Here is a 25,162-nt window from a genome sequence, read left to right as displayed (position 1 = left end):
CTGCTTTTTCTTCTAATGATTGCTTTTGCACGATTTGATCACCACTCTTTTTGCTATGATTTTTATGCTGTCGTGTATGTATTGTACTTGATGTTTATGAACAGAATATGAACTTTGGGACATCATCATAAATATATTATAGCACTCGCATCGTCTCTTGATCCTGTGACAAGGCACGGAGGTTTCAGCGAAGAATGACGTTTATAAAAAGTTGTATTGGACAGTGTTCTATGATTTGCCTCCATCTGTTAAAAAAGGATTGTGCTTTTGAATCGGCTATAAATCCATTTTTTATTTTTTCTGTTTATCGGATCTGGAAAGCAAATGGATGGTATAATGGGATTGTAAGAAAAGAAAGGGGAGGAGATGCTGGATGTTTGGCAAAGTTGCTGCTGATGTTCTCGGATTAAGTGATATCGGCTCTGTCATTAAACCCGAAAATTATGATAAAGTGGACGCAGACGATTATGTGATGCATGAAGATGGAGAAAAGATTTATTTTTTGATTAAGTCCAAATCAGATGAATATTGCTTTACTAACCGAGCGCTTATTCATTTAGATGGGACGAGCGCGACAAGTAAAAAGCGAACGCTGCGCCGTTATGATTACTATAAGCATCCAATTGCCGGCGTATCGCTTGAGACGGCAGGCACGGTCGATTTAGATGTAGAGATTAAATTTACTATCGGATCGGAGCACTATTCGATTGATGTGCATAAAAAGCATCTGGAAGAAGTGAAAGATTTATATAAAGCACTTTTAAAAATTTCAGAAATTTGCCATGAAAATGAAACGACGCTCGACTTTGCGCGAAAAAGTCTCGATGTTGCCTCCTCCGTGCTAGGGCGTGTCGCCAGCACTCCAAACAGCATTGCTGAACAGTTTAAAGAGCTAAATCAAATCGCGTTCAACTGGCTTGTTGAGACTAAGAAGCAGTATACAGTGAAAGATTTTGGGGATGTATTTGAACGCTATATTAACAATTAATAGCGATCCAAACGACTCGAATGGCGATAAACTGCTGTTCGAGTCGTTTTTGCGGTAAGTCGGTGGATGTGCTTTCATCACGCCAATGCGTTAAAAAATGAGATCCGTATAAGTAGAGACGGGAAAAATGGCGAATTCCGTCATTTTTTTGTTGCCAAACAGCCTTTCGTCCTTTAATATTGTAACTGTCAATTGTTCGATTATTTTTTACAATTGTATATCGATGCAGAAGGGTGCCGAAGTGAGCGAATCGCTAATAGGCTTAATAGGGAATCTGGTGCGAATCCAGAACTGTCCCCGCAACTGTAAATGCTGACGAAATGAAATAACCACTGTGCGGTATTGATGGGCAAGCTGTTGGCCGCATGGGAAGGTTCAAAGTAGGATGAAGCATAAGTCAGTAGACCTGCCCTGACTGCTCGATGTTTCCAATCTTCGGGGGGTGAGATGGCGAAACGGCAAAAGGTGGTTATTATGCTGCCACAACTCTATGGTTTGTCGTTTCTTGCTCATTCCGTCCGGGATGGGCATTTTTTAATTTATATGTGCAGGAGGAGAAACCATGATGAAGCAACTGAGGTATTATACGTGGCTGCTTGTGTTGATGCTGACGTTCGGCCTTCTTGCCGCGTGCGGTAATCAAGAAACAGACAAATCCACTCATTCATCCAATGCGAAGCAAGAAGCAACAGCTGCTTTCCCGGTAACCGTTAAGGACGGATTAGGGGAAGAGGTCACGATTCAGTCCGAACCGAAAAAAATCGTTTCGTTAATTCCGAGCAATACGGAAATTGCCTATGAACTTGGTTTAGGAGAGAAAATTGTTGGAGTCAGTGATTTTGATAACTATCCGGAAGATGTAAAAAATAAAGAAAAAATTGGCGGCATGGAGTTTAACGTGGAGAAAATTATTTCACTCAAGCCTGATTTAGTGCTTGCCCACGCATCGAGTGCCCATAATTCGCGGGACGGCCTGCAGCAGCTGAAGGATGCGGGAATTACAGTGCTTGTTGTGAACGATGCCAAAACATTTGATGATGTTTACCATTCGATCCAATTAATTGGACAAGCAACAGGGACAACGAAAAAAGCCGATCAAATTGTTAACCAGATGAAATCAAAGCTTGAAGCCATCAAGGAAAAAGCAAAAAACGTGAAAAATCCGGTAAAAGTATGGGTGGAAGTGCAGCCGGCGCCACAAATTTATACAGCAGGAAAGGGAACATTTATCAATGACATGCTGCAAGCGATTTCAGCAGAAAACGTGGCTGGCGATCAAGAAGGATGGCCGATGTTTACGGAAGAAAAAGCGGTAGCGCTCAATCCGGATGTAATTGTTGTCACGTATGGAGACTATGTGAAAGATGCTGTAAAGCAAGTGATGGCACGACCGGCGTGGAAGGACGTTTCGGCGGTTAAAAATCAACGCGTATATGAGGTGAATTCTGATTTAGTCACAAGATCAGGCCCACGCCTTGTTGAAGGGGTAGAGGAACTTGCCAAAGTCATTTATCCGGAAATCTTTAAATAATATAATTGCCTACGTCATCGCTCTTACGGCGGTGGTCGTGTGCATGTTGTTAGGGATATCGATAGGCTCACTATCGATTCCCTTTTCGTCTATTATTGACATTTTTTTAGAGCAATGGTGGGGAATTGCGCCGTCCCCTGACATTCCTGATACGCTTGTGCAAATTGTGATGGCCATCCGCTTGCCGCGCGTTGTTTTGGCTTTTTTAGTCGGCGCTTCCCTTTCGTTGGCGGGAGCGGCGTTTCAAGGATTGCTAAAAAATCCATTGGCTGATCCTTATACGCTTGGAGTATCATCGGGCGCGTCAGTCGGAGCGGTCGTCGTTTTGTTCTTTCATCTGCAATTGCCGTGGTTTGGATCGTTTACATTACCGATCATGAGCATTGCGTTTGGATTGCTGACTCTTTTTCTCGTTTTGTTTTTTACTCGCGCCGTCGATCCGCGCATGTCAGTGGAAACGATCATTTTAACCGGAATTATTTTCAGCGCATTTTTCAGCGCGTTGATCTCGCTTATGATTGCGCTGACAGGAGAGGAACTGCGGCAAATTATTACTTGGTTGATGGGAAGCGTCGCGATGCGAAGCTGGAAATATGTTGTCATGATGCTTCCGTTTTTTATAATAGGATGTTTGCTGTTATTAGTGAATCACCGCGAGTTAAACGCTTTTGCCTTTGGTGAAGAGGCAGCTGCTCACATAGGTGTCCATGTTGCCAAGCGCAAGCTGGTCATTTTAATCGGCGCTTCCTTATTAACAGGGGCGGCTGTTGCTGTGTCGGGGGCGATTGGCTTTGTGGGCTTGGTCGTTCCTCATATGATTCGTCTTGTTGCGGGACCGAATCATCGCTTGCTTTTACCGCTATCGCTTTTATACGGGGGCGCTTTTTTAGTGCTAGCCGATTTAGCGGCGCGAACCATGATTTCACCGAGTGAATTGCCGATCGGCATCATTACTTCGTTAATTGGCGCACCTTTGTTTGCGGGGTTATTTTTAAATAGAATGAAAAGGAAGACGTGAAAATGATGTTAAACGTTCATGATGTTTCCTATCAATACGGAGAAAAAGCGGTGTTGCAGAACATTACCTTCACTGTGGAACAAGGACAGTTTTTTGGAATTTTAGGACCTAACGGCAGCGGCAAAACAACATTATTAAAGCTGTTAAGCAGAGAGCTTTCTTTACAAAAGGGGACCATTACACTGAACGCCGTCCCGCTTGCTTCCTTTTCGTCAAAAGAACTGGCGCGCCTTGTCGCTGTTCTCCCGCAAAGCGCCGATTCAGCATTTGGCTATACTGTCAAAGAAACGGTAGAGTTAGGACGCTATGCCCATCAAACAGGGTTATTTCCAACATGGACAGAGGAGGATGAACAGGCGGTAGCCGAAGCGCTTGAACAAGTGGGGATGGCACATAAAGAACAGGAAACCATCGACCGTTTAAGCGGTGGAGAAAGGCAGCGCGTCTATTTAGCAAGAGCGCTTGCCCAAAAGCCGAGCTTGCTTTTTCTCGATGAACCGACCAACCACATGGATATTGCCCAACAAATCAAACTGCTAGATCAATTAAAAAAATGGACAGAAGAAAATCAGTTAACGGTTGTAGCCATTTTTCATGATATGAATCTAGCTAGCTTATATTGTGACCGGCTTTTGTTGCTTCATGAAGGAAAGATGGCGGGACTCGGCGAACCAAGCGATATGATTGAAGAAAAACAATTAGAAACCGTATTTCAAGCGTCTGTGCGGCGTCAAGCGCATCCCGTTGTGTCCAAGCCGCTTCTCACGTTTGTTCCTCAGACCTATTCCGATACGAGGCAACAGAACGATTCCTTAAGTGCGTTAACGATTGCTCAAGACGGCGAACAGATTGTCATTACCACACCGCAGCCTTTTAAAGTGCTGTCATCGGCTGTGGTTGGCGCTGGTTTTCAATGGGCTACACACTTTGTGAATAGACATGTGCCGAAGCATTATCGCTGTGATGATCCAGAGACAGAAATGAAGCAATATTTACAATCCCATTCTTTTGCCGTGCATCGTACCATTGGCATGATGACCGCTGTCTATTTAGAGGATGCCGTATGGATAAAGAGCAGCGAAGAGGAAGTGCCATTATTCGTGATGGTGACCGCGGGCGTTGGAAATGCGGTGGATGCTGCAAAAGCGTGGGAAAAAAGGGAGACAGCGGAAGGAATCGGTACGATTAACGTATTTATTTTTATTGATGGCCAATTAAATGAGACAGCATTTGTACAGGCCATGATGACGACAACGGAAGCGAAAGTGAAAGCGTTATATGATGCACACGTACTTGATCCGGAAACACATACGCTGGCTACTGGCACATCCACTGATTGCATTGCCATTGCCTCATCACAAACAGGACGCTTGTTTGAGTATGCTGGAACGGCTACGCCGCTTGGCAAAGCGATTGGCCGTTTTGTGTATGAGGCGACAACGGAAGCGTTGCGCAAATATAAAAAACGGAGAGGCGATGGGAAGTGACCTATCATTTGCTCGCAATGGCTTTAGCGGTCGTCATTGATTTTTTCATCGGTGACCCGCGTTGGTTGCCGCACCCGGTGCGCGGAATGGGCCGATTGATTGCCTGGCTGGATCATCGGCTGAATCGTGGACGAATGCGGCGGGTAAAAGGGATCGTAACGATTGGAATCGTTGTTGCAGTGGTCTATGGAATCAGTTCGATCATCATATATGAAAGCTACCGCGTTTCCGTTGTATTTGGCGTCGTAATCGAAGCTTTGCTTATGTTTACGACGATTGCCGCCAAAAGTTTAAAAGAGGCAGCGTGGAATGTGATGATTCCGCTTGAACAAGGAGATATAGAAAAGGCAAGAAACGAGCTAAGCATGATTGTTGGCCGCGATACGGAAACGCTGAATGAGCCGGAAATTGTTAGAGCTTGTGTCGAAACGGTGGCTGAAAATACGAGCGATGGAATTACGGCACCGCTTTTTTATGCGCTTGTCGGCGGCGGAGCATTGGCTTTAGTTTATCGCGCTGTTAATACGTGCGATTCTATGCTTGGCTATAAAAATGAGAAATATGGCGATTTTGGCTGGGCATCTGCACGGCTAGATGATGTATTAAATTACATACCAGCTAGGTTGACGGGAATTGTGATGGTGCTTGGAAATAGCCGGCACATTCGCGGCTGCCTTCGTCTGGTGTTGCGCGATGCCCGCAAGCACCCAAGCCCGAATAGCGGTTGGGGCGAAGCTGCCATGGCTGCCTTGTTGGGCGTACAGCTAGGAGGAACCAACACGTATCAAGGCGTCATCTCGCAACGTCCGAAAATAGGAGAGGCGCTGGTTGAGCTGAAAAAAGAGCACATTCGCCAAGCTGTTCATGTGATGTTTCGAACGGTTGTCGTATTTCTTGCACTGCTTTCGTTAGGAGGGATGATCGTTGAAGCTGCCGGCACATGGGGCTAATCCGCAACAATTATATCAAAGCGTCGGTCTCTCTATTCCGGATGAATGGATTGATTTTAGTGTCAATACCAATCCGTTCCCCCTTCCTCTTGCTGTCTGGCCTACACAAACAGAGTTTTATCAATGGGCAATGGAATATCCAGATCCGTCAGCTTCAGAATTGAAGCGCTATCTTGCACGTATGGAGCAGCTCGATGTTCAGCAAATACTGCTTGGGAACGGCGCTTCACAATGTATTGATCTCCTAGCGCAATTATTTTCCGGGAAACGAATCGGCATTGCGGAACCGACATTTTCTGAATATCGCCTCGCTTGTCTTGCCCGCGGCTGTGAGATTGTTTCCATCATGGCTGATGAAGCAAGCCAATGGATGTACAAGCAAGAGGACTGGCTTAAGCTGATCGAACAGACCGATGTTATTTTCTTATGCCAGCCTAATAATCCGACTGGGATCGTGATGGAGCCGCAACAGCTCCGTTGGCTGTTGGAAAAAGCGGAGCAAAAACGGACGGTTGTCGTGATTGATGAGGCGTTTATTCCATTTTGCGAACCTTCTTTTACCGCTATAAAATGGCTAGATTTTTTTCCGCGTCTGATCGTGCTTCGTTCTTTAACAAAAATGTATCATTTAGCGGGGGTACGTGTGGGCTATATCGCAGCTCGTCACGAGATCATTGAGCAGCTTGAAGCACTTCAGCCGCCATGGAGCATAAGTCAAGTAGCACAGCAGCTCGCTCTGCGCCTGTTGCCAATGAACGAGTTTGTCGTCCATACGAAGCGAATGATCGCTAAGGAACGAGAGCGAATGACGGCGGCGTTTCGGCAATTGGGCTATTACGTATCACCATCAGCTGTAAATTTTTATTTGTTACGAGCGCCTAGTGGTTCAATGGATCGTTTATTTTATGATTTGCTACAAGAGGGATTCATTCCTCGGCATACAAAAAATTTCATGGGACTCGAGGGCCGCTATTTGCGTTTTGCTGTGAGGAGCAAAAGAGAAAATGATCAGCTTCTATCGTTTTTCACGAGGTGGCAGCCATGATGATCTTTATTAGCGGCGGTGTTCGCAGTGGGAAAAGCGGAATTGCGGAGCAATGCATTCAAGCGCTTGCTTCGCGGCAAAATACGGTCCATTATATTGCGACTGCGAAAACAACCGATCAGGAAATGAAGGAGCGCATCATTCATCATCAGCGACGGCGCTGTCAGCAATCCATCCAGTGGACCACGTGGGAGCAGCCGCTTCATTTACATGAGTTAGCCTCCCAATTTGGGCCGAATGATATCCTTCTTGTTGATTGTTTAACGAATGGGCTTGCGAACGAGTTATTTGATGAAGAGGGATGGGAAATAGAAGCGGTTTGCTTGCAGAAGGCTGAGAGGATGCTGCGGACTGTTTCACAATTGAGCACTGTTGTGAGAGCGCTTGTCATGGTATCCAATGAACTGTTTTCCGGGGGAGTGCCGCAAGACGCAGGAACCTATCATTTTATGAAAATGCTGGGCTGGCTTCACCAGCGTATTGTCCATAGCGCTGACTATGCGATTCTTGTACACCATGGTGTGCCGATTTTAAAAAAAGGAGAGTGCCTTCCATGGCTGTTAGGGATGGATGGGTTTTAGCCTTGCAATTTTTAACTGTTTTTCCATTGCGAAAAGAGGTGAATTGGCAAAGAGATACAGCCCGCTGGTCCGTTCGTTTTTTTCCGGCTGTCGGCTTATTGATTGGTGCAGCTCTGGCCGGCTGGTACCTCCTGTTAAGGTGGACACCGACGTCTTCGCTGTTTTTGGCCCTTTCGCTGCTATTTTTGTCTATTTTTTTATCGGGCGGGCTGCATGCGGACGGTTGGATGGATGTAAGCGATGCGTTTTTTTCGTATCGCGATACAGCTAGGAGACTGGAGATTTTGAAAGATTCACGAGTTGGGGCGTTTGCGGTTTTATCTGTCGTGTTTCTTTTAGCGTTTCGGTTTTTATTTTTATATGAAACAATCGTTTCTGGCATCTCGCCGCTCGTCTTTGTGGTCATTCCGTTTTTTTCGCGAACATTTATGGCGCTTTTGCTGATGGCAGCCCCGCTCGCTAAGCCGACAGGAATGGCAGCCGCATTCCGTGAGCACGTAACGGGAGCGGATCAAGCGTTTATTCTTTCTTTTTTTGCCCTGACTGTTGCGATATTTGGATGGTTTCAGCCGCATCTGATGTTTGTATTATTGATTGGCGTTGTTCTTTCTTTTTGGATGGCCCGAACATTTTATAAACAGCAGTTTGGCGGTATCACCGGCGACATGCTTGGCGCTTTTGTAGAGGGAACGGAGGCATGGCTATGGTTTATCATCTGGCTCTTACATTTCTTCGTCATGGAATGACAAAAGCAAATAAAGAGAAACGCTATATTGGTTTTACGGATGTGCCGCTCGCTTTAGAAGAGCAGGCACGTCTCCAAGCACGAGATCCTCGCGCTTATCCTCGCGCGAAGGTCGTGGTGACAAGCGATTTGTTGCGCTGTCGGCAAACATGCGCCCTGCTGTTTGGCGAGGAAGACGTGCTAGTTTGGGAAATGAGTGACTGGCGTGAAATTAATTTTGGAGATTGGGAAGGAAAAACGTTTGCTGAGTTGAAAGAAGTAAAAGAGTATCAGCGCTGGATTCAAAGTCCTTTTTCCATTGCCCCGCCCAATGGCGAGCATTATCGAGATTTTGGTCGGCGAATGGAGCAAGCCTTGGACAAAACACTCGAACTCGCTTGCCATACAAAATCGTCTCATCTTGTTGTCATTACACATGGGGGACCGATTCGCTATGTATTGGAGCGATATGCTTCATTAGAACGTCCATTTTGGGAATGGTCGATCCCGTTTGGCGGCGGTTTTATGCTGCAATCGACAGTCGAGCGATGGAAGGAGCGAAAACGATGCATTTCGTTAGTGGAGGTGCCTTTCAAGGAAAACGGAAATGGGTGTGCGACTATTATCAATTAAATGAAAAAGTGTGGTACCGTTGGTGCGATGGGTATAAAGGCGATTATTTTTTTCCGGAGGAAAAGATGGAGAATGTTGTCGTGTTTGAAGGGATGGAAGCATTGATTTGGCGCTTGCCAGATCGCGAACATTGGGCAATGTTTTTTCAGTCGTGGCATCAATGGGAGCAAAATAAGCCGGGAAGAAATGTGGTATGGATCGGTTGTGACATCACTCAAGGAATTGTGCCGCTTACAGAAGAAGAACGGGACTGGCGTGATGTAACGGGGTGGTGCTACCAAGAGCTGACAAGCAGATGCAATCGTGTCGATCGCTTGTGGTGTGGTTTGGCCGAACGAATCAAATAAGGGGAGGAAAATCAAGATGAAATTGTATACAAGAAAGGGAGACAAAGGGAAAACAAGTTTAATAGGCGGACGCGTAGACAAAGACCATTTGCGCGTAGAAGCCTACGGAACATTAGACGAAGTGAATTCATTAGTAGGACAAGCCATGACACTGCTTGAAGAAGAGAAGTTTCAAGATATTTATAGCGAATTGCAAAAGATCCAACATGAACTGTTTGATTGCGGTGGTGATTTAGCCATTGTGAATCAAAAGCTTCCATATAAAGTGAAAGCAGAAATGGTCACCTTTTTAGAGCAAAGAATTGATGAATATATTAAAGAAGCGCCACCGCTTGAAAAATTTATTTTGCCGGGCGGTTCCAAAGCGGCTGCAGCCATTCATGTGGCACGGACGGTGACGAGACGAGCAGAACGTTGCATCGTGTCACTGAGCAAGGCGGAGCCGATCAATGAAATTGTTTTGCAATATGTTAATCGTCTTTCTGATTACTTTTTTGCAGCCGCTCGCGTGGTGAATGCAAGACTAAACGTGAATGACATTGAATATGAACGAAGCGCGATCGTTTTTCGTGATAAAGGAGAGCAATAAGCGATATGGAAAACCTTCATTTGAAACAGTTTGCCGCTTTGATTTTATGCATCAGTCTATCTGTCGTTGGCGCCTTATTAAAATTCCCCACTCATCTTGGCAGCATTGCTCTTGATAGCGCACCAGCGCTTGTGGCTGGTGTGCTGCTCGGCAAAAAGGAAGGGGCGCTTGTAGCTGCCGTTGGCCACCTTTTATCAGCCTGGTTTGCGGGTTTTCAGTTAGGGGCTTTTCACGGGCTGATTGCATTGGAAATGGCTGTGCTTGTTTATATATTTAGTTTACTGTTTCACAAGGGCTGGAGAAAAACAGCACATGCTGCTTTTTTTATCGGCAACGTATTTCTTGCGCCGCTTCCGCTTATTTTCAGCTTTGGGGGGATGTTAATCGTCGCTGTTTTGCCGGCTCTTGCTATTGCCACCGCATTGAATGCTGCTATCTGCTTTATTGTAGCGCCGGTGCTGCTAAAAACCAACATATTGGATCGTGGGAAGATGCACAATGCGTGATGTATTGTTCTTGCCGCTATACGAAAATGAAGAGCTTGTTATTGCTGCCGACGGTTCTGCTGCGATCGGCCTAAAAGAGCTGGATCTTGTTTGCGCATCATATGAGACAGTCAGCTATTTTGCCGCGCGTGTGGCATTGATGGAAGCGTTATGTGTCGGCGCCGAACCCCTAGCTGCCGTTTTGCAAAATTTTAATGGTGATGAATCATGGGGGGCTCTTTGTGCAGGAGTTCGCCAGGCTTTGCTGGAGCTTAGCCTCTCCTTGCCGCTTGTCGGAAGCACTGAATCGAACTTTACCACACAGCAATCTGCGTTTGGCATTACGGTGGTTGGCAAGGTTCAAAACAAGCAAAAGCGAATGGGCATAACACCTCGCCATGCCAAATTCGCCGTCATTGGCGAGCCGCTTGTTGGCGATGAGGTGTTGAAGAAACAAGATCGTCTGCTTCCGCTGCCATTATTTCGTCAACTATTATCAAGATCGGAAATTTTTGAGCTTGTGCCAATCGGGTCAAAGGGAATTTGGTATGAGCTGCAACAGCTGTTAAACGATAATGGGCTGACAGCGTCAAGCTGCTACTGCCCTTTGCCGCTGCACGCTTCAGCGGGTCCAGCTACTTCGCTGTTGATTAGTTTTCAGCCGGAGATGGAGGAAGCTATTCGGAAAATGACAAATCGCTACTTTTTTCCTATTGAGATTGTTCAATAAAAAGGAAGAATATCTGTCATGTTCTTCCTTTTTTTATTGTAAAATTTTTAGGGAGCCTGTAACGAAACGGATAATTTTAACGACGAATATGGCAGAGCGGGAGGAAAAAGAATGGATTCCGTTTTTGACGAACTATATGAAAAATATCATCATGATCTGTTTCAATTTTTATTTTATATGGTGCGAGATCGCGAGCAAGCGGAAGATCTTGTTCAAGAAGTATACATAAAAGTGTTGAATTCATATGGACGTTTCGAAGGGCGCAGCAGCGAAAGAACATGGCTGCTATCGATTGCGCGCCATGTCGCCATCGATTTTTTTCGAAAGCAGAGAAGCTGGAGGGCTAAAATCATTGGATCATTTGATTGGACAGTTAAGCCCATTCAGGATCCGCAGGCGTTACCTGAGGAAGTAGCGCTGCAAAAAGAAGAAATTCAATTGATGTATCAATGTCTGGAAAGGTGCACGCTTGATCAAAGAAGCGTGCTGGTGCTTCGATTTATTCAAGGGCTATCGGTTTCAGAAACGGCTGAGGCGCTAGGATGGACGGAAAGCAAAGTAAAAACGACTCAGCATCGGGCGCTAAAGCATCTAAGACAGCAAATGGAGGAAGAGGCAGCGAAGGGAGGATGGCATCATGAAAAAATTCCAATGGAGTGAAGACGATATTCAAGTAGTGCTCAAGCAGATGCCGCTGGTGCATGACCGCCGCTCTAAAGAAGAGATTTATAATCAGATGATTAAAAAGAAAAAAATAATTCGGAAAAATGGGCGAATCGTCTCCGCTCTTGTTTCTATTGCTGCTGTTTGTTTTTTTATGATGATCGGTGCTTCTTTGAACTTGTCTTCGTCATCCAAAAAGGACAAAGCAGAAGAACATGAAAACGAAATGAAGGTGTTGATGAATGCGGAAGAATCGTCCCCAAAGCAAGCGGTGATGATGAGTACAGATTCAGCGGACAAAGTGGCTTCTCGCGTTGTTAAAGATCGTAAGGTTGTGGTTTTAGCACTTCCGGACCTTAATAGAAAAGCGGTGATTCCCGTTAGCGTTTCTGCTTCGCCAAACGAACATTCTCGAGAACGGCAGCTTCAATTTGCCAAAGAACAATTGCCAGGACAATTAGGGCTAGATAACCATTGGTTTGATCGAATAACGTTTTCTAATGCTTCTGACGATCAGACTGAATGGGCGGTACACGTTGCGAAAAAACATCCGGTTTTTTCTAATGATCCGGCCGTGACGACGGTGTTTCTCTCTAGCATTGAAGAAACGATCCGTTGGCTTGGAGGAACGAATGTCCAATTTTTCACAGAACATAAAAAAGGAATTAATTTGCCATCTATCGGTCGTCTGGAATCGCTGCGTGTCTCTCACAAAAAACGGGCGTATTATTTTTATCAGTCCGATCCGTCCCATCCTTTGTTTCTCGCACCATCGACTGAGCCTTTTTCAACTATTGAAGATGCATTTCAAAGCATGCAAAGGATGAAAAGCGCCATTTTTCGTCCGTCTATTTCGCAACATGTACACATCATGGATATACAAAAACAAGGCAGGCATCTTATTGTTCAATTTACGCCCAACTCTGTTTTGAACGAATCGGCTGCATCTCAATGGATGCTTGAAGCAATGCTGCTGACCGCGAGAGAATTTGGTTTTCATTCTGTTACGTTTTTGGGAGGCAACACGGAACAGGTGGGGCCTTATCGGTTGGGAGAAAGCATCCGTGTCCCGATTGCGCCGAATCCTCTATCCACACGCTAGCGAAAAACATCGGTGGTGGTGGAGGGTTTATTACAGTTTCGTAAAAACTGAAAGCGGACAGTTCTAATTGCTTCTCTTTTCACATAATACATATATGGTCAAAGGAATGAAAGGAGAGGGATTCGGCGATGGAAGATGTAATGAAACGGCTGCTTGCGGTGGCCGGCATGGTCATGTGTATTCGCTTGTTATTTTTCATTGGTCTTGCTGGATAATGGGTGAAAATTCAGGCAAATCATTGTCCTTCCGCTTAACAATAAGATATAATGAGGAAAACACAGTGGGAGGAGATTGTATGCTGACAGATTACCATAATCATTTGGAAAGGGGAACGCTGACGCTTGATTATTTAAAGCAATTCACCGACGAAGCGAAACGGAAAGGCATTCAGCATTTTGGCATTTCTGAGCATGCGTATCATTTTTATCAAACGAAAAACATTCTTTCCAACCCTTGGGTCGAAGAGCGGAGATATTATGATATGGCTGACTATGTCCGTTTGTTTCATGAGGCATGGGATGCGGGGATCGATGTGAAAATGTCGATTGAAATGGACTATACACCAGGAAAGCATGCAGAAATGGCGGCATTTATTCAAGCGTATGATTTTGACTATGTCATCGGTTCAATTCATTGGATCGATGATTTTGGCATTGATTTGGCTGAGTATCGAAAAGAATGGGAGCGTCGTGATTTATATGATACATATCGAAAATATTTCGATCAAGTTGTAACCTTGGCGGAATCGAACTTGTTCGATGTTATTGGGCATTTGGATCTAGTGAAAATCTTTAATTACGTGCCCAAAGATGAAGAGTTTTTGTTTGAGCAGTATGACAGGGCGACAACCGCTCTTGCCAATTCGAAAACGTGCGTGGAAATCAGCACGGCGGGCTTGCGCAAACCTGTAGGCGAACTGTACCCTGACAGACGCTTATTGCAAATGTGCCATGATAAACGAATTCCTATTGTGCTTTCATCAGATGCTCATGTTCCTGAACATGTTGGCGCTGATTTTGACCAAGCGATTGCGCTTGCTCGCGAAGTGGGCTATACAGAGTTGATCACCTTCCATAAAGGTGAGCGGCAGGCGGTTCCGCTAGGATAATCAAAGAAAACGGCCGAATTTGCTAGCGGCAGGTCGGGACTTTTATCGTATCCCGACAGAAGACGCTCTTTCAGGTTTTCCAAAATCTCCCGCTTCGAAGCGAAAATGGGAGGAGTTCAAAGGAAGGACGAATTCAAGGAGTGGCTTCTTCCTTTAGAAGCGAATCAACGGAAAATGGCAATGGCTTTTTCATCAAGGAACAAAGGTTAGCCAGTAAAAAGGAGAACGATGGCCCCGTTCTCCTTTTCTATTATTCTTTTATAGCTCCAGTTTTTTCGCTGATTCAATATCTTCAATATCAACCAGTTTTTCTAACAGCTCGTCGTCGAGTGGCTTATCTAACGAAAGCATCATAATCGCTCTTCCGCCGGCTTGTTGCCGTCCTACCTGCATGGTTGCGATATTAGCATGATGGCTGCCTAATACGTTTCCAACCTTTCCGATCATTCCTGGCTTATCTTGATGTTGAATATAGAGAAGATGTCCTTCTGGCGCAAAATCGATCGAAAAACCATCAAAATAGACGATGCGGTTTCCGTAATTTGGAATATGAGTACCCATAATAGTAAATGTTTTATTTTCGCCATACACGGTTAACGAAATGCAGTTGGCATAGCCATGTGTTTGATCAGAAAATTTTTCCCCGAATGTAATGCCGCGCTCTTTAGCGATCATAGCTGCATTGACTTCGTTGACAGTCGAAGCGACACGCGGTTTTAAAAAGCCAGCAAGCAGGCTTCGCGTGATGTAGGTTGTTTCTAAATCAGCCACGGTCCCTGCGTAAGTCACCGTAATCTCTTGAACAGGAAGATTCATATATTGGGAAGCAATCATTCCCATTTTTTTCGCAAGAGTATAGAATGATTGAATTTTTTCGTACAAATCTTTAGACAATGTTGGTAGGTTAATCGAAGATGTGACTGGTTTTCCATTTAAAAACTGAAGAACTTCCTCTGCTACTTGGGTAGCCACATTAAGCTGTGCTTCTATTGTGGATGCTCCAAGATGCGGTGTGACAATGACGTTATCAAAAGAAAGAAGCGGATGATCTCCAGGAGGCTCTTGTTCAAACACATCAAGAGCAGCCCCAGCGACATGGCCGTTTTCTAAAAATTTGACAAGAGCCTGCTCATCGATGATTCCTCCACGGGCACAGTTTAGCAAGTAAACTCCTTTTTTCGTTTTGGCGAGATTTTTTTCGCCAAGCAGCCCCTTTGTTTCTTTGGTTAGCGGTGTATGTACCGTAATAATATCGGAGAGAGCGAGCACTTCATCAAGCGAGCAAATCGAAACACCAAGCTTTTCCGCCCGTTCCTTCGTTAAGAAAGGATCATATACATGAACATTCATGCCAAATGCGCGCGCACGTTTAGCGACTTCTGAGCCGATTCGGCCGAAGCCGACAATGCCTAAATGTTTGCCGTGCAATTCGGAGCCTACGAAGGCGGAACGGTTCCATTCGCGCGATTTTACAGAAACATGTGCTTGGGGGATGTGACGAACGAGTGCGGCCATCATGGCAAATGTATGTTCAGCTGTGGAAATCGTGTTGCCATTGGGAGCGTTAATGACAACGACACCGTGACGAGTGGCTGCTTCAACATCAATATTATCGACCCCAACCCCTGCGCGGCCGACAATTTTTAAATTTGGCATTTTCACTAAAAGATCTTCTGTTACTTTTGTAGCGCTGCGGACAAGCAAAGCATCGAATTCGTGCAATCGCTCTTCGGCTTCTGTTGCCTTCTTTTGCACAACTTCAATATGTTCGGATTTTCTGAGGGGGGCTAGACCTTCTTCGCTGATTGAATCGGATACTAAAATGCGAAACAAAATGATGCACTCCTTTCAGGAACAACAATTCTGAATTTCTGATAATTTATCATAGGAGAAATAGTCTGTCAACGAAATATCAAGAAGTCATACAAATGTAAGCGTTTTTATAAGGAATGTTCGGAATTTGTTAAAAAGGAAAGCCAAGCGGATGCTTTCCGCTTGGCTTCTCAAGTGATGGATTTATTTTTTTGTTTCTTGGTAGCGAGCGATGCACTCTTCAATTAGCTTAGCCGCAGCTTCTGGACCTTCCCAAGTGCCGATCTCTGTTCGCTTGCCCTGTAAATCTTTGTAGCGTTCAAAGAAGTGAGCGATTTCTTTTAATTTATGCTGCGGGAGGTCTTCAATGCTGCGAACTTCGTCGAAACGAGGATCTTCGACAGGGACACCGATGAGTTTAGCATCTTCTTCTCCACTGTCTACCATATTTAAGTAACCGATGACGCGAGTATCAATAACGCAGCCAGGGAAGGTCGGATTGGTTGTGATGACTAAAATATCAAGCGGATCGCCATCAAGAGCAAGCGTATTCTCTAAATAACCATATTCTGCTGGATAAAACATTGGAGAGAATAATACACGATCTAGTTTAAAGATGCCGCGCTCTTTATCAAATTCATATTTGTTTTGACTGCCTGTCGGAATTTCGATAAACGCTTCTACTACTTTGTTTTCAAACGACATGACACATTTCCTCCTTCTTGTATGTATGCGCTTCTATTATAAAACACAGTAGCAAAATATAGCAATATGCCTGTGGTGCTGAGTGGATGCTGAAAGCTCGTTTCTTGCAAACAGCTCTCATATCCATATGATATAGTCTATGAATCTATTCATTACTCGTGGAGCTAGTTGGGCATTATTAGCCGTGATGATCGATACAACTTGATCTTTCAAACATTGCTCTTGTATGACAGTCGATAGTTGGCGCTCGGTCACGCCAAAGTGTGGCCGTGACAAGTCACCCCCTCGCCTTTTGACCACGGGCTTTTACAGATACCATTCATTCATTAAATATATGGCAAATATATGGCCAATAAGGGAATCGGTTGGATCTGGCGCCACGAATGATGAATGGATATTGAACACATTCACCGATCCATCTCCTATCTCTAAACGAAAGGATTTGTTCCAATGTGCTGGTTTGTTGGGTTCAAGCCGATGGCACTACGAAAAGCAAATAAAATCCCCCTCTTACCTTGTTCAAGAGAGGGGGATGGGGACTTACTCAAACTTGTTTGGATCACCATCAAATGGCTCGTCAGCAACTTTGATGGAGTCAGTTGGACAGCCTTCAAACGCATCCATCATATCATCAAGGAGAATATCTGGAATTTCAACGATTCCTTGGTTATCATCAAGCGTTACATAGGCAATTCCTTCATCATCGTAGTCGTAAATGTCTGGAGCCGCAGCGCCGCAAGCACCGCAAGCAATACAGGTTTCTTTATCAACAATCGTATACTTTGGCATAAAATGACCTCCCCAATTCGATTTGCGCCGGTGAATAGACCGTGCATATGTAACCAAAACATATTCTCTATCCCTATAATAAAGTGCTTTGTCCAACTTTTCAACCTAAAAGTCAAGTGAGAATAGCTCTCATAGCTGTATAGATCAAGCATAGCTGCTAATCTATCCATTGTGAAGTCTTCCAACTCTAAGCGTAGGGGATGGATTCCGAGTTGTCTTTTTGAGATGGTACCCGGGGACTTGTCAAGCGAAGAAGCGGTAAAGACAAGTGATGAAACCCTCGGTCCGCTGCAGCTATCCATCCTCTCTCTATTCGAGCTCCTTAAGTTTATATTTATTATATACACGAACAGGATGAACGTTTCCACTTCATTCGAGTTTTGGTACAATCGATGTAGGCTGGGATCGATATGATAAAAAGATGTAGAATGATGAAGGATGACTGGCGGCTTTTTGAGGATCTGTTCGTTTGCTGGCAACAAAAGCGCGAATGAAGAACAGGGGCAACTTCCGCCATGTCCAAGAAGAAGACCAGAACATCCGCTCGTTCCTGATAGATGCTCATTTTTTGGAGGCAATATGACTTGTAAGAGGCGATGATGGATGGATAGGACCTTGCATTTTCTTCTTTTATTTTGTTTACAGCGTTTTAACGGTGAACGTTCTCTATCGGCTGTTTACCATTTACTTTCAGGAAAGAAATCAGCGCAAACGCTGCAAGATAGCAAATGGTTCCGACTAGAGAAATTATTTGGAGCATATAAGGATGTTTCCGGGTACGAGCTTGAGAAGGCGGCTGCAGAGCTTATGACCGACCAATGTCTCTCACTTGTCGGTGACCGCTCCTATGTATTAACAGAAAAAGGTGACGAGCAGCTTGAACGTTGGCTCCCCTCTGCTCGTTTTTTGCAGCACTTAAATGGATTTTTATATCATTCGGTAGATACATTATTTTGGTACCGGCTGTCGCTTTTTGTGCAGACAATTTCTAACCTTGTTCATAAATGCCGATTTGAACCGATTCATCGACATGAAGCAACATTTGAATGGGTAAAGAGATACATATTTTCACAAAAACGAACAGCTTCTGAATGGGCGCATGCTTTGTATAACGAGCTGGTGGATCTGCTTACAGCGCTGTCGGATGAAGAGGCGGAGATGTTAACGCTACGGCTTACCAGCTTTGAACGGATTGGCTGGACAAATGAGCAGTTAGCCGCTTTCTTCAACAAAGATTCGCTTTACATTCAGCTTATGCTCCAGCATGTTCTTCACTATATGATGGAAAGGCTGGTGCGTGATGCCGCTTCCTTTCCGATTTTGCACGCATTAGCGCGCGATCTCGTTTCTCCTGTTTCGTTGACGCGATCGGCGCAAAAAACGTATGAGTGGCTGCAAAGTCAAAAGGATATTGAAGAAATAGCCCGGATTCGTGGATTAAAACGGAGTACAATTGAAGATCATATTGTGGAAATTGCTGCGAATGTTCCCGGTTTTTCGATTGAACCATTTGTTGATGAAAAAACGAGAAGAAACGTTATGAAAGCAACAAAAGAACTGGGAACCAAACAATTAAGAAAAATCCGTGAGGCTGTTGGAGATCATGTCAGCTATTTTGAAATTCGGTTGATCTTGGCAAAGGCAGGGGAAGCTGGTGAATCTTGAACAATTATTGGAGAAAGCGTTTGGTTATCGTTCGTTTCGACCGGGACAAAAAGAAATTATCGAAGATGTTTTGAAAGGAAACGATGTATTGGCGATGCTGCCAACAGGCGGGGGGAAATCGCTTTGCTATCAGCTTCCTGGTTATATTTTTTCTGGTCGTATTTTAATTATTTCTCCGCTTGTTTCATTGATGGAGGATCAAGTGCAGCAGCTACGAAAGCGCGGGGAAAAGAGAGTGATTGCGATTAATAGCTTTCTAGCAAGCAGTTTGAAGCAGGCGGCGCTGACCGATTTGCGCCCATTTCGCTTCATTTATGCATCTCCAGAAATATTGCAATCACCAAAATGGATAGAAGCCTTACAGAAAGCGGGAATCTCTTTATTTGTTGTGGATGAAGCTCACTGTATTTCACAGTGGGGGCATGATTTCCGTCCTGATTTTTTGAAGCTTGGCCATATTCGCCATCAACTTGGAAATCCGCCTTGTTTAGCATTAACGGCTACAGCACCTCCTGAAGTTATAAATGATATTTTAGCTACATTGCAGCTGAAGCAGGCACAGCTGCACATTCATCCTGTCGATCGTCCGAATATTGCGATGAAGGTGGAGTGTGTTTCATCCGTTGAAGAAAAAATAGAGAGGATATTTCATTATGTAAAAATATTGCAAGGCCCAGGAATGATCTATGTTTCAAGCCGGCAATGGGCCGAGGTCCTTGCCCGCAAACTGCAGGGGGAAGGAATGGAGAAGGTGGCTTATTATCATGGAGGAATGGATGCGGAGCAGCGCATGCTTATTCAACAACAGTTTTTGTGCGATCAACTGCAGCTCGTCTGCTGTACAAGTGCTTTTGGAATGGGCGTAAACAAAGAAAATGTTCGTTATGTGATTCATTTTCATTTGCCCGGGCAAATAGAAGCGTACATGCAAGAAATTGGACGAGCAGGCCGAGATGGGAAAAATAGTGTTGCGATTTTACTGTATACCCATGGCGATGAGGAAATGGTACAATCACTTATAGAAACAGAGCTGCCAGCTCGTGAACAAATTCGGTTGTTTATAGAGCATAAGAGATTTTCAGAACCTGAATGGTCTTCGCAGGTACCTAGTACGATGCTAGGTCTGAGCGACACGCAATGGCGAATTTTGCAGTACATGTTTGAAAGCGAGCAACTAGCTTCGCAGAACCTTGACAAGGTGGAAGCGAACATATTACAAATGATCGAGGCGAGAAGGAGATGGAAGCAAAAAAAGCTACAGCAAATGCTGAAATGGCTGTTCCATTCCTCGTGCCGCCGCCAACAGCTTTTATCGTATTTTGATCAGCGGCTTGTACAAAAGCCAAGCATGTGCTGTGACATATGCGGTTTTTCGCTTCATCACTATGAAAAACGTGCAGCGCAGAACGAAGACACATGGACGTTCCACAGCTGGCAAAAAGAACTGCAGCGAATGTTTTTTGAAATGGGGAGCCTTCATGAGCAGACAAAGTAAACAAATTCAAACCATGAGTGATCGAGAAGTACTGCGTCATTTATATGTGACGCAAGGGCTGCTCCTCATTATTTCCAGCGGGTTAGGCTGGTTTTTGTTGGATGGGACGGCATTCGAACGAATGTGGCGCTGGGAGACCGCGACAGTTGTTTTATACGGGGGCGGTGGCGCGCTTCTGGTACTGGCGCTTGAGTTTTTGCTGCTTCGCTATTTGCCAAAAGAGTGGTATGACGATGGAGGCATTAATGAGAAGCTGTTTCAAACTCGTTCACTTCCTCACTTGCTTTGGCTATGCCTTGTGATCGCTTTTACTGAGGAATGGCTGTTTCGAGGGGTCCTTCAGACACGCTTCGGCTTATTGGCAGCAAGCCTTATTTTTGCTGTTTTACATGTTCGTTATTTGGCAAAATGGTTTTCGTTTATCATGGTGATGCTGCTAAGCTTTTTTCTCGGCTATCTTTATGCTTGGACCGGAATTCTTTGGGTCACCATTTCCGCCCATTTTTTCATTAATTTTGTGCTGGCTGTTCATATTCGCCTTGACTATCTTCAAGCGAAGCATCCAGAGGATTGAGGTGAACAATATTGAAGCATGCTTATGACCAAGCTGAGCTGTTGCGTCAGCAAACCAATGATTGGAGGCAGCCTGAAAAAAAAATGGATGTGCTTGCTCTCCCGTCTCGCAGTGAAGTACATAAACGGAAACGGACGAAACAAAAGAAGAAAAAAAGAAAATGGAAAATCAAATATCCGCTGATCCGGCTATTATTCGTATTTTTTATTCTTTTACCTGTTACGATTTTAATTGTCCATCATCTGTATGATGATGACTTGCCTGTCGTCACGGTGCAAACAAGCAGCAGCTACGAGCCGATTGATATTGAAAGAGAGCAAAGCGAAAGCGAGAAAATACCAAAGCGGCCAACACAGCAGAAGACGATCGTAAAGTCCGATACAGAGAACTCTGAAGCCGCAGAGAAAAAGCAGGAAAAACCGCAAGTCACGACGCATGTCGTCAAAGAAAACGAGACGCTTTTTAGCATTGCGATGGATTACTACAAAACGGAAAAAGGAATGGAGATTATTAAAAAATGGAACCATCTCCAAACCTCACAGCTCCATAAAGGACAGGTTTTGCAAATCCCCAATATTTCATTAAAATGAAGGGACGAATATCGTCTCTTTTTTTGTTCTATTTTATTGTGCTTGTACATAAGATGGAAGTAACCATTTAGTTAAAGGGGAACGGTTGCCGTGGATGAATGGCTTTCGGGACTAAAGGACGAAGTAACAAAGCAAATGCTGCTCGGAGTGATTGAAAAAAAAGAAAAATGGGAGAAATTCAAACAAAAAGTGAAAATGCTACAAATCGTGACAAGTATCGGATTTATATTGTTTTTTATATATATTATATGGGAGATCGCGCCTTTGGGCGGTACGGTTGCTAATGTGATGACACAGTTTTTCGGAAAAGTAGAGCACTTATATGCTTTATTGCTTTTGTTTACGTTGTATTGGGCTATATCATTTTACAAGAACAAATGTGAGAAAGCAGAAGAGGAATTTCATTTGCTGCGCTGTGAAATTATTCAAAAAAGTGCTGAATTATGGAAAAATGAGGAGGAGTGGAAGGAACGGCATAAATGGTTTGAAATGATGAAAGCGAAATATGATATTAACTTATTTTATGAAAATAGCTGAATGAGGCGATCATTCAGCTATTCTCAGTCCTTCGAAAAGCAAACGGATTTTGCACGTTCTGCCGTTATTAAAAAATCTTTTTGCGGTCACGCTCTTCTTTTAAAATTTCAACCGCTTCACGGAATCGCTGAGCATGAACGATTTCTCGCTCGCGTAAAAACCGCAAACCATCATTTAAATCAGGGTCGTCGCTCATATTAATAATCCATTGATAGGTCGCCCTTGCTTTTTCTTCGGCCGCGATATCCTCGTATAAATCAGCGATTGGATCGCCTTTTGCTTGAATATAGGCGGCTGTCCATGGTACCCCTGCGGCGTTGTTATAAAAAAGAGCGCGATCGTGATTGACGTAGTGGGCATCTAAGCCGGCTTCTTTTAACTGTTCAAGGGTTGCATCCTTGGTTAATTTGTAGACCATGGTGGCGATCATTTCTAAATGGGCAAACTCCTCTGTGCCGATATCAGTCAATAATCCAATCACCTTATCAGGAATAGAGTATCGTTGATTTAAGTAGCGAAGAGCGGCCGCAAGCTCGCCATCAGCTCCGCCATATTGCTCAATTAGATATTTCGCTAATTTGGGATTACATGTGCTGACACGCACGGGATACTGTAACTTTTTTTCATAAATCCACATGTTGCTTCCCCCTTGATCTCGTCATTTACACTTGCCATGGCCATGGAGTATCGTCCCAATTCCAAGGGTAGCTCGAATAACTATTGCCGAATTGCTGGAGAGGACCATAGGTTTCTTCATATTGTTTTTTTAATTGTTTTCTTTTTTGAGCGAATTGGTTAAATTGCTGAATGGCTTGATAATCATTTGGATGAGTGTCAAGGTAGAGAGTTAATTCAACAAGCACAAAATCAACAGCCTGCAATTGTTCAAGCAACTCATAATATTCTTTTGGTAGCTGCTTCATTTGTAATCACCCTTGTTTGCCATTTCGTATGGGCTGTAATAGGGATCGTAAAATACCTTCCAAAGCGTTCCTTTTTGTAATGCTTCATGAGGAGAAAATTGCGGCAAGTTTGGCGGTTGGAAGCCGAGGTACAAATTCGGTGCCGTCACATATGTTTTGACACGGATCGGCGGGCAAGGGTCAAATGGGCTGATATATGGATAGTATTGCTTTCGCGTAGTGAACATGCATGCGCCTCCTTTACAATCAAGCTTCAGTCTATGTTTATGCATACGTTTCTTTTTTCATGAATACATGTAAAGAATAGGGAGGGATGAGATGCGGCAGCAGCTTTTTTATGTGGCGGTTGGCTACGTATGTGGCTATTTGATGATTTCCTGGATGCCAGATGTGACTCCGTTTACTTGGGTCAATTTTTTGGCTGATTTTACATTTCGCCCGCTGCACTCATTTTTGGCAATGGCTTGCTTTTTTATTGGCTTTCTTGCCAATGCCATGGCCATCCGAACAATGGTGGAAGGGGCGGTTCAGCTTTTCATTAGGAAAATCGTCAATTGGCATGAATGGCTAGCGAGTTATACGGTAGTGGGCAGCTTTTATTGGTTGTTTCATCTTAATAAACGCTTATCGCTTTTATTTTTCATTTTTTCTGTTGTTTATGGTATGATAGCGGTAGATTTTTCATCTGGTCATCGGTATAAAAAGCTTTTGTAGGAGAAGAATTTATGATGATGCTCGTTCTGTTTTTTTGTATAGGCTTGGTCGCATATATGTGGTGGGAAGCGCACCGAAATCGGATTGTGAACGTACATGTAGCATTTTCCGATTTTCCGAAAAGCTTTCGGGCGTTGACCATCTTTTTTATTTCCGATATTCATCGCCGCCGCGTGTCTAAAAAAATCATTGAGCAAGCGCAGGAGAAGGCAGATATCGTTGTTATTGGCGGAGATTTGACAGAAAAAGGGGTGCCATTGGCACGCACAAAAGAAAATATACGGCGTTTAAAGCAAATTGCGCCGACGTATTTTGTTTGGGGAAATAATGATTATGAAGCGGATTATGAAAGACTGGACGCGCTTTTGCGGCAGGAAGGCATCCATGTTCTAGATAACCGAGCAGTTACGCTTCGGTCCAAAGAAGGAGAAAAAGTAGCATTGATTGGGATTGATGATGTTAGCAAGAGGAAGGCACGCCTTGATTCTGCATTGTTTGGCGTGGAAGAAGAAGCATTCCGCATTATTGCTTGCCATAATCCAGAAATAAAAAGGAAAATTCGTCCCGCTCACCGCATTGCGCTTGTACTCAGCGGGCATACTCACGGGGGGCAAATTCGTTTGGGACGTTTTGGAATTAAGGAAAAAGGGGGGCTGAAACAAATCAAACAAACGGTTCTGTTCATAAGCAACGGATATGGGACAAGGCGCATTCCCTTGCGTTTTGGAGCGCCTGCTGAAGCGAATCTAATTACGATTGAGTGCAAAGCTGAAGATGCTCCAAGAGCCTAGATTTTTCTGCTTTTATCTATAATATACGTCAATATATGTTCATGACGAAAATAGTTATTATTAGGAAAGATAGAAATAGGATTTTATGGAATCGATGACGTTTTCTTATTGGCGAATAGGAAGTGTTTGCAGGATAGCTGCACCTGAACATTTTTACATCATTCACCGAAAAGTCTCCCCCTCTTGACGGAGTGCAGGTGGGGGAGATTTATTTTAGAGCACTTGTGATGCAGAATCAAATGGATTCACTTATGGCCATCGTTTCATGTAATGTCACACTAGCGCCACGGGTATGGGAGCTTCTTTGCTCGGCAACAGGACAAGCTTTGATCGTAACTCTGTCTGGTTTGCAAAGGAATATCGTTGAACAGATCGTGATGTTTGGCTGGAGATTGCATAAAAAATCCGCAAATTCAATTTTATGAACGTTTCTTAAGCTGCTTTGTTGCTTCATAAATGAGGAAGTAAGAAAAAACTACATATTTGCACATATTATGCTTGTCTAAATAGATAAAAACGATGTAAACTCAATAATAACAATAGAACCATTTACAGTTTCTTTCATACAATGAACATAAGAAGATGG

General features: G+C 44.1%; 29 protein-coding genes and 1 riboswitch. Of the genes, 23 read left to right on the top strand and 6 right to left on the bottom strand.

The window, feature by feature from the left end:
- Positions 1-373 precede the first annotated feature (373 nt).
- The 16 genes from AT864_RS00945 to AT864_RS00870 all read left to right on the top strand — a co-directional run bounded on the left by AT864_RS00945 (position 374) and on the right by AT864_RS00870 (position 13,981).
- Positions 374-988, top strand: a complete 615-nt coding sequence (locus AT864_RS00945; RefSeq protein ID WP_066145573.1) for a PH domain-containing protein — start codon at positions 374-376, stop codon at positions 986-988.
- Positions 989-1,202: 214 nt separating this feature from the next.
- A riboswitch (cobalamin riboswitch) is annotated at positions 1,203-1,417 on the top strand.
- A 136-nt stretch (positions 1,418-1,553) separates the two neighbouring features.
- Entirely contained in the window at positions 1,554-2,519 is a 966-nt protein-coding gene (locus AT864_RS00940) for an ABC transporter substrate-binding protein (RefSeq protein WP_066146510.1), read from the top strand.
- The gene (locus AT864_RS00935; protein ID WP_066145570.1) at positions 2,485-3,537 is read left to right on the top strand and encodes an iron ABC transporter permease; all 1,053 of its coding nucleotides are present in this window, start codon (positions 2,485-2,487) and stop codon (positions 3,535-3,537) included. Before AT864_RS00940 ends, AT864_RS00935 begins: the two co-directional genes overlap by 35 nt.
- 2 nt (positions 3,538-3,539) lie before the next feature.
- A complete protein-coding gene (locus AT864_RS00930) occupies positions 3,540-5,024 on the top strand; it encodes an adenosylcobinamide amidohydrolase (protein ID WP_066145567.1) in 1,485 nt (494 codons plus the stop codon).
- 17 nt (positions 5,025-5,041) lie between these two features.
- Positions 5,042-5,974, top strand: coding sequence for an adenosylcobinamide-phosphate synthase CbiB (cbiB, locus tag AT864_RS00925; protein WP_066146507.1), 933 nt, complete (start codon positions 5,042-5,044; stop codon positions 5,972-5,974).
- A complete protein-coding gene (cobD, locus tag AT864_RS00920) occupies positions 5,949-7,019 on the top strand; it encodes a threonine-phosphate decarboxylase CobD (protein WP_066145565.1) in 1,071 nt (356 codons plus the stop codon). Before cbiB ends, cobD begins: the two co-directional genes overlap by 26 nt.
- Positions 7,016-7,600, top strand: coding sequence for a bifunctional adenosylcobinamide kinase/adenosylcobinamide-phosphate guanylyltransferase (locus tag AT864_RS00915; protein WP_066145562.1), 585 nt, complete (start codon positions 7,016-7,018; stop codon positions 7,598-7,600). The genes cobD and AT864_RS00915 overlap by 4 nt, the downstream gene beginning before the upstream one ends.
- Positions 7,573-8,346, top strand: coding sequence for an adenosylcobinamide-GDP ribazoletransferase (locus tag AT864_RS00910; protein WP_066145559.1), 774 nt, complete (start codon positions 7,573-7,575; stop codon positions 8,344-8,346). Before AT864_RS00915 ends, AT864_RS00910 begins: the two co-directional genes overlap by 28 nt.
- Entirely contained in the window at positions 8,304-8,957 is a 654-nt protein-coding gene (locus AT864_RS00905; RefSeq protein WP_066145557.1) for a histidine phosphatase family protein, read from the top strand. Before AT864_RS00910 ends, AT864_RS00905 begins: the two co-directional genes overlap by 43 nt.
- Positions 8,891-9,304, top strand: coding sequence for a bifunctional adenosylcobinamide kinase/adenosylcobinamide-phosphate guanylyltransferase (locus tag AT864_RS00900; RefSeq protein WP_066145555.1), 414 nt, complete (start codon positions 8,891-8,893; stop codon positions 9,302-9,304). Before AT864_RS00905 ends, AT864_RS00900 begins: the two co-directional genes overlap by 67 nt.
- A gap of 16 nt (positions 9,305-9,320) precedes the next feature.
- Positions 9,321-9,893 carry a cob(I)yrinic acid a,c-diamide adenosyltransferase gene (locus AT864_RS00895; protein WP_044742207.1) on the top strand — a complete coding sequence of 191 codons (573 nt, stop codon included), beginning with the start codon at positions 9,321-9,323 and terminating at the stop codon, positions 9,891-9,893.
- Between the two features lie 5 nt (positions 9,894-9,898).
- Positions 9,899-10,399 (top strand): ECF transporter S component, encoded by a 501-nt coding sequence (locus AT864_RS00890; protein ID WP_066145552.1) that lies wholly within the window; start codon positions 9,899-9,901, stop codon positions 10,397-10,399.
- Positions 10,392-11,108: a hypothetical protein gene (locus AT864_RS00885; protein ID WP_044742209.1), complete on the top strand. Its 717-nt coding sequence runs from the start codon at positions 10,392-10,394 to the stop codon at positions 11,106-11,108. Before AT864_RS00890 ends, AT864_RS00885 begins: the two co-directional genes overlap by 8 nt.
- 111 nt (positions 11,109-11,219) lie before the next feature.
- The gene (gene sigX, locus AT864_RS00880; protein ID WP_044742210.1) at positions 11,220-11,768 is read left to right on the top strand and encodes an RNA polymerase sigma factor SigX; all 549 of its coding nucleotides are present in this window, start codon (positions 11,220-11,222) and stop codon (positions 11,766-11,768) included.
- Entirely contained in the window at positions 11,746-12,873 is a 1,128-nt protein-coding gene (locus AT864_RS00875) for a hypothetical protein (protein WP_066145548.1), read from the top strand. The genes sigX and AT864_RS00875 overlap by 23 nt, the downstream gene beginning before the upstream one ends.
- Positions 12,874-13,168: 295 nt before the next feature.
- A complete protein-coding gene (locus tag AT864_RS00870; protein WP_066145545.1) occupies positions 13,169-13,981 on the top strand; it encodes a histidinol-phosphatase in 813 nt (270 codons plus the stop codon).
- A gap of 258 nt (positions 13,982-14,239) precedes the next feature.
- Here AT864_RS00870 and serA read toward each other — a convergent pair whose 3' ends face one another.
- The 3 genes from serA to AT864_RS00855 form a co-directional block, all read right to left on the bottom strand.
- The gene (gene serA / locus AT864_RS00865) at positions 14,240-15,814 is read right to left on the bottom strand and encodes a phosphoglycerate dehydrogenase (RefSeq protein ID WP_066145543.1); all 1,575 of its coding nucleotides are present in this window, start codon (positions 15,812-15,814) and stop codon (positions 14,240-14,242) included.
- Between the two features lie 183 nt (positions 15,815-15,997).
- Entirely contained in the window at positions 15,998-16,498 is a 501-nt protein-coding gene (locus AT864_RS00860) for an inorganic diphosphatase (protein WP_044742214.1), read from the bottom strand.
- Between the two features lie 540 nt (positions 16,499-17,038).
- Positions 17,039-17,287: a ferredoxin gene (locus AT864_RS00855; RefSeq protein ID WP_044742215.1), complete on the bottom strand. Its 249-nt coding sequence runs from the start codon at positions 17,285-17,287 to the stop codon at positions 17,039-17,041.
- A 603-nt stretch (positions 17,288-17,890) separates the two neighbouring features.
- Here AT864_RS00855 and AT864_RS00850 point away from each other — a divergent pair.
- The 5 genes from AT864_RS00850 to AT864_RS00830 all read left to right on the top strand — a co-directional run bounded on the left by AT864_RS00850 (position 17,891) and on the right by AT864_RS00830 (position 22,148).
- Positions 17,891-18,952, top strand: a complete 1,062-nt coding sequence (locus tag AT864_RS00850) for a helix-turn-helix domain-containing protein (protein WP_066145541.1) — start codon at positions 17,891-17,893, stop codon at positions 18,950-18,952.
- On the top strand, positions 18,939-20,447 hold the full coding sequence (locus tag AT864_RS00845) for an ATP-dependent DNA helicase RecQ (protein ID WP_066145538.1): 1,509 nt from the start codon (positions 18,939-18,941) through the stop codon (positions 20,445-20,447). Before AT864_RS00850 ends, AT864_RS00845 begins: the two co-directional genes overlap by 14 nt.
- Positions 20,431-21,021, top strand: a complete 591-nt coding sequence (locus AT864_RS00840) for a CPBP family intramembrane glutamic endopeptidase (protein ID WP_066145535.1) — start codon at positions 20,431-20,433, stop codon at positions 21,019-21,021. Before AT864_RS00845 ends, AT864_RS00840 begins: the two co-directional genes overlap by 17 nt.
- Before the next feature lie 11 nt (positions 21,022-21,032).
- Positions 21,033-21,611 carry a LysM peptidoglycan-binding domain-containing protein gene (locus tag AT864_RS00835; RefSeq protein WP_066145532.1) on the top strand — a complete coding sequence of 193 codons (579 nt, stop codon included), beginning with the start codon at positions 21,033-21,035 and terminating at the stop codon, positions 21,609-21,611.
- Between the two features lie 135 nt (positions 21,612-21,746).
- Positions 21,747-22,148: a DUF2663 family protein gene (locus AT864_RS00830; protein ID WP_066146504.1), complete on the top strand. Its 402-nt coding sequence runs from the start codon at positions 21,747-21,749 to the stop codon at positions 22,146-22,148.
- A 67-nt stretch (positions 22,149-22,215) separates the two neighbouring features.
- On the opposite strand, the gene AT864_RS00825 is transcribed toward AT864_RS00830, so the two are convergent.
- The 3 genes from AT864_RS00825 to AT864_RS00815 are packed head-to-tail and all read right to left on the bottom strand — an operon-like array spanning position 22,216 to position 23,298.
- On the bottom strand, positions 22,216-22,785 hold the full coding sequence (locus AT864_RS00825; protein WP_066145530.1) for a manganese catalase family protein: 570 nt from the start codon (positions 22,783-22,785) through the stop codon (positions 22,216-22,218).
- 25 nt (positions 22,786-22,810) lie between these two features.
- Positions 22,811-23,071: a spore coat protein CotJB gene (locus tag AT864_RS00820; protein ID WP_044742221.1), complete on the bottom strand. Its 261-nt coding sequence runs from the start codon at positions 23,069-23,071 to the stop codon at positions 22,811-22,813.
- Positions 23,068-23,298, bottom strand: coding sequence for a spore coat associated protein CotJA (locus AT864_RS00815; RefSeq protein WP_044742222.1), 231 nt, complete (start codon positions 23,296-23,298; stop codon positions 23,068-23,070). The genes AT864_RS00820 and AT864_RS00815 overlap by 4 nt, the downstream gene beginning before the upstream one ends.
- Positions 23,299-23,389: 91 nt before the next feature.
- Here AT864_RS00815 and AT864_RS00810 point away from each other — a divergent pair, with 91 nt between their 5' ends.
- Complete coding sequence (locus AT864_RS00810) at positions 23,390-23,785, top strand: hypothetical protein (RefSeq protein ID WP_066145527.1); 396 nt, start codon at positions 23,390-23,392, stop codon at positions 23,783-23,785.
- Positions 23,786-23,799: 14 nt separating this feature from the next.
- Positions 23,800-24,576, top strand: coding sequence for a metallophosphoesterase (locus tag AT864_RS00805; RefSeq protein WP_139788138.1), 777 nt, complete (start codon positions 23,800-23,802; stop codon positions 24,574-24,576).
- Positions 24,577-25,162: the final 586 nt, after the last annotated feature.

Origin of the sequence: Anoxybacillus sp. P3H1B (assembly GCF_001560855.1) — a bacterium.
Classification (GTDB): domain Bacteria; phylum Bacillota; class Bacilli; order Bacillales; family Anoxybacillaceae; genus Anoxybacteroides; species Anoxybacteroides rupiense.
This window is presented reverse-complemented; position numbering and strand designations above follow the sequence as displayed.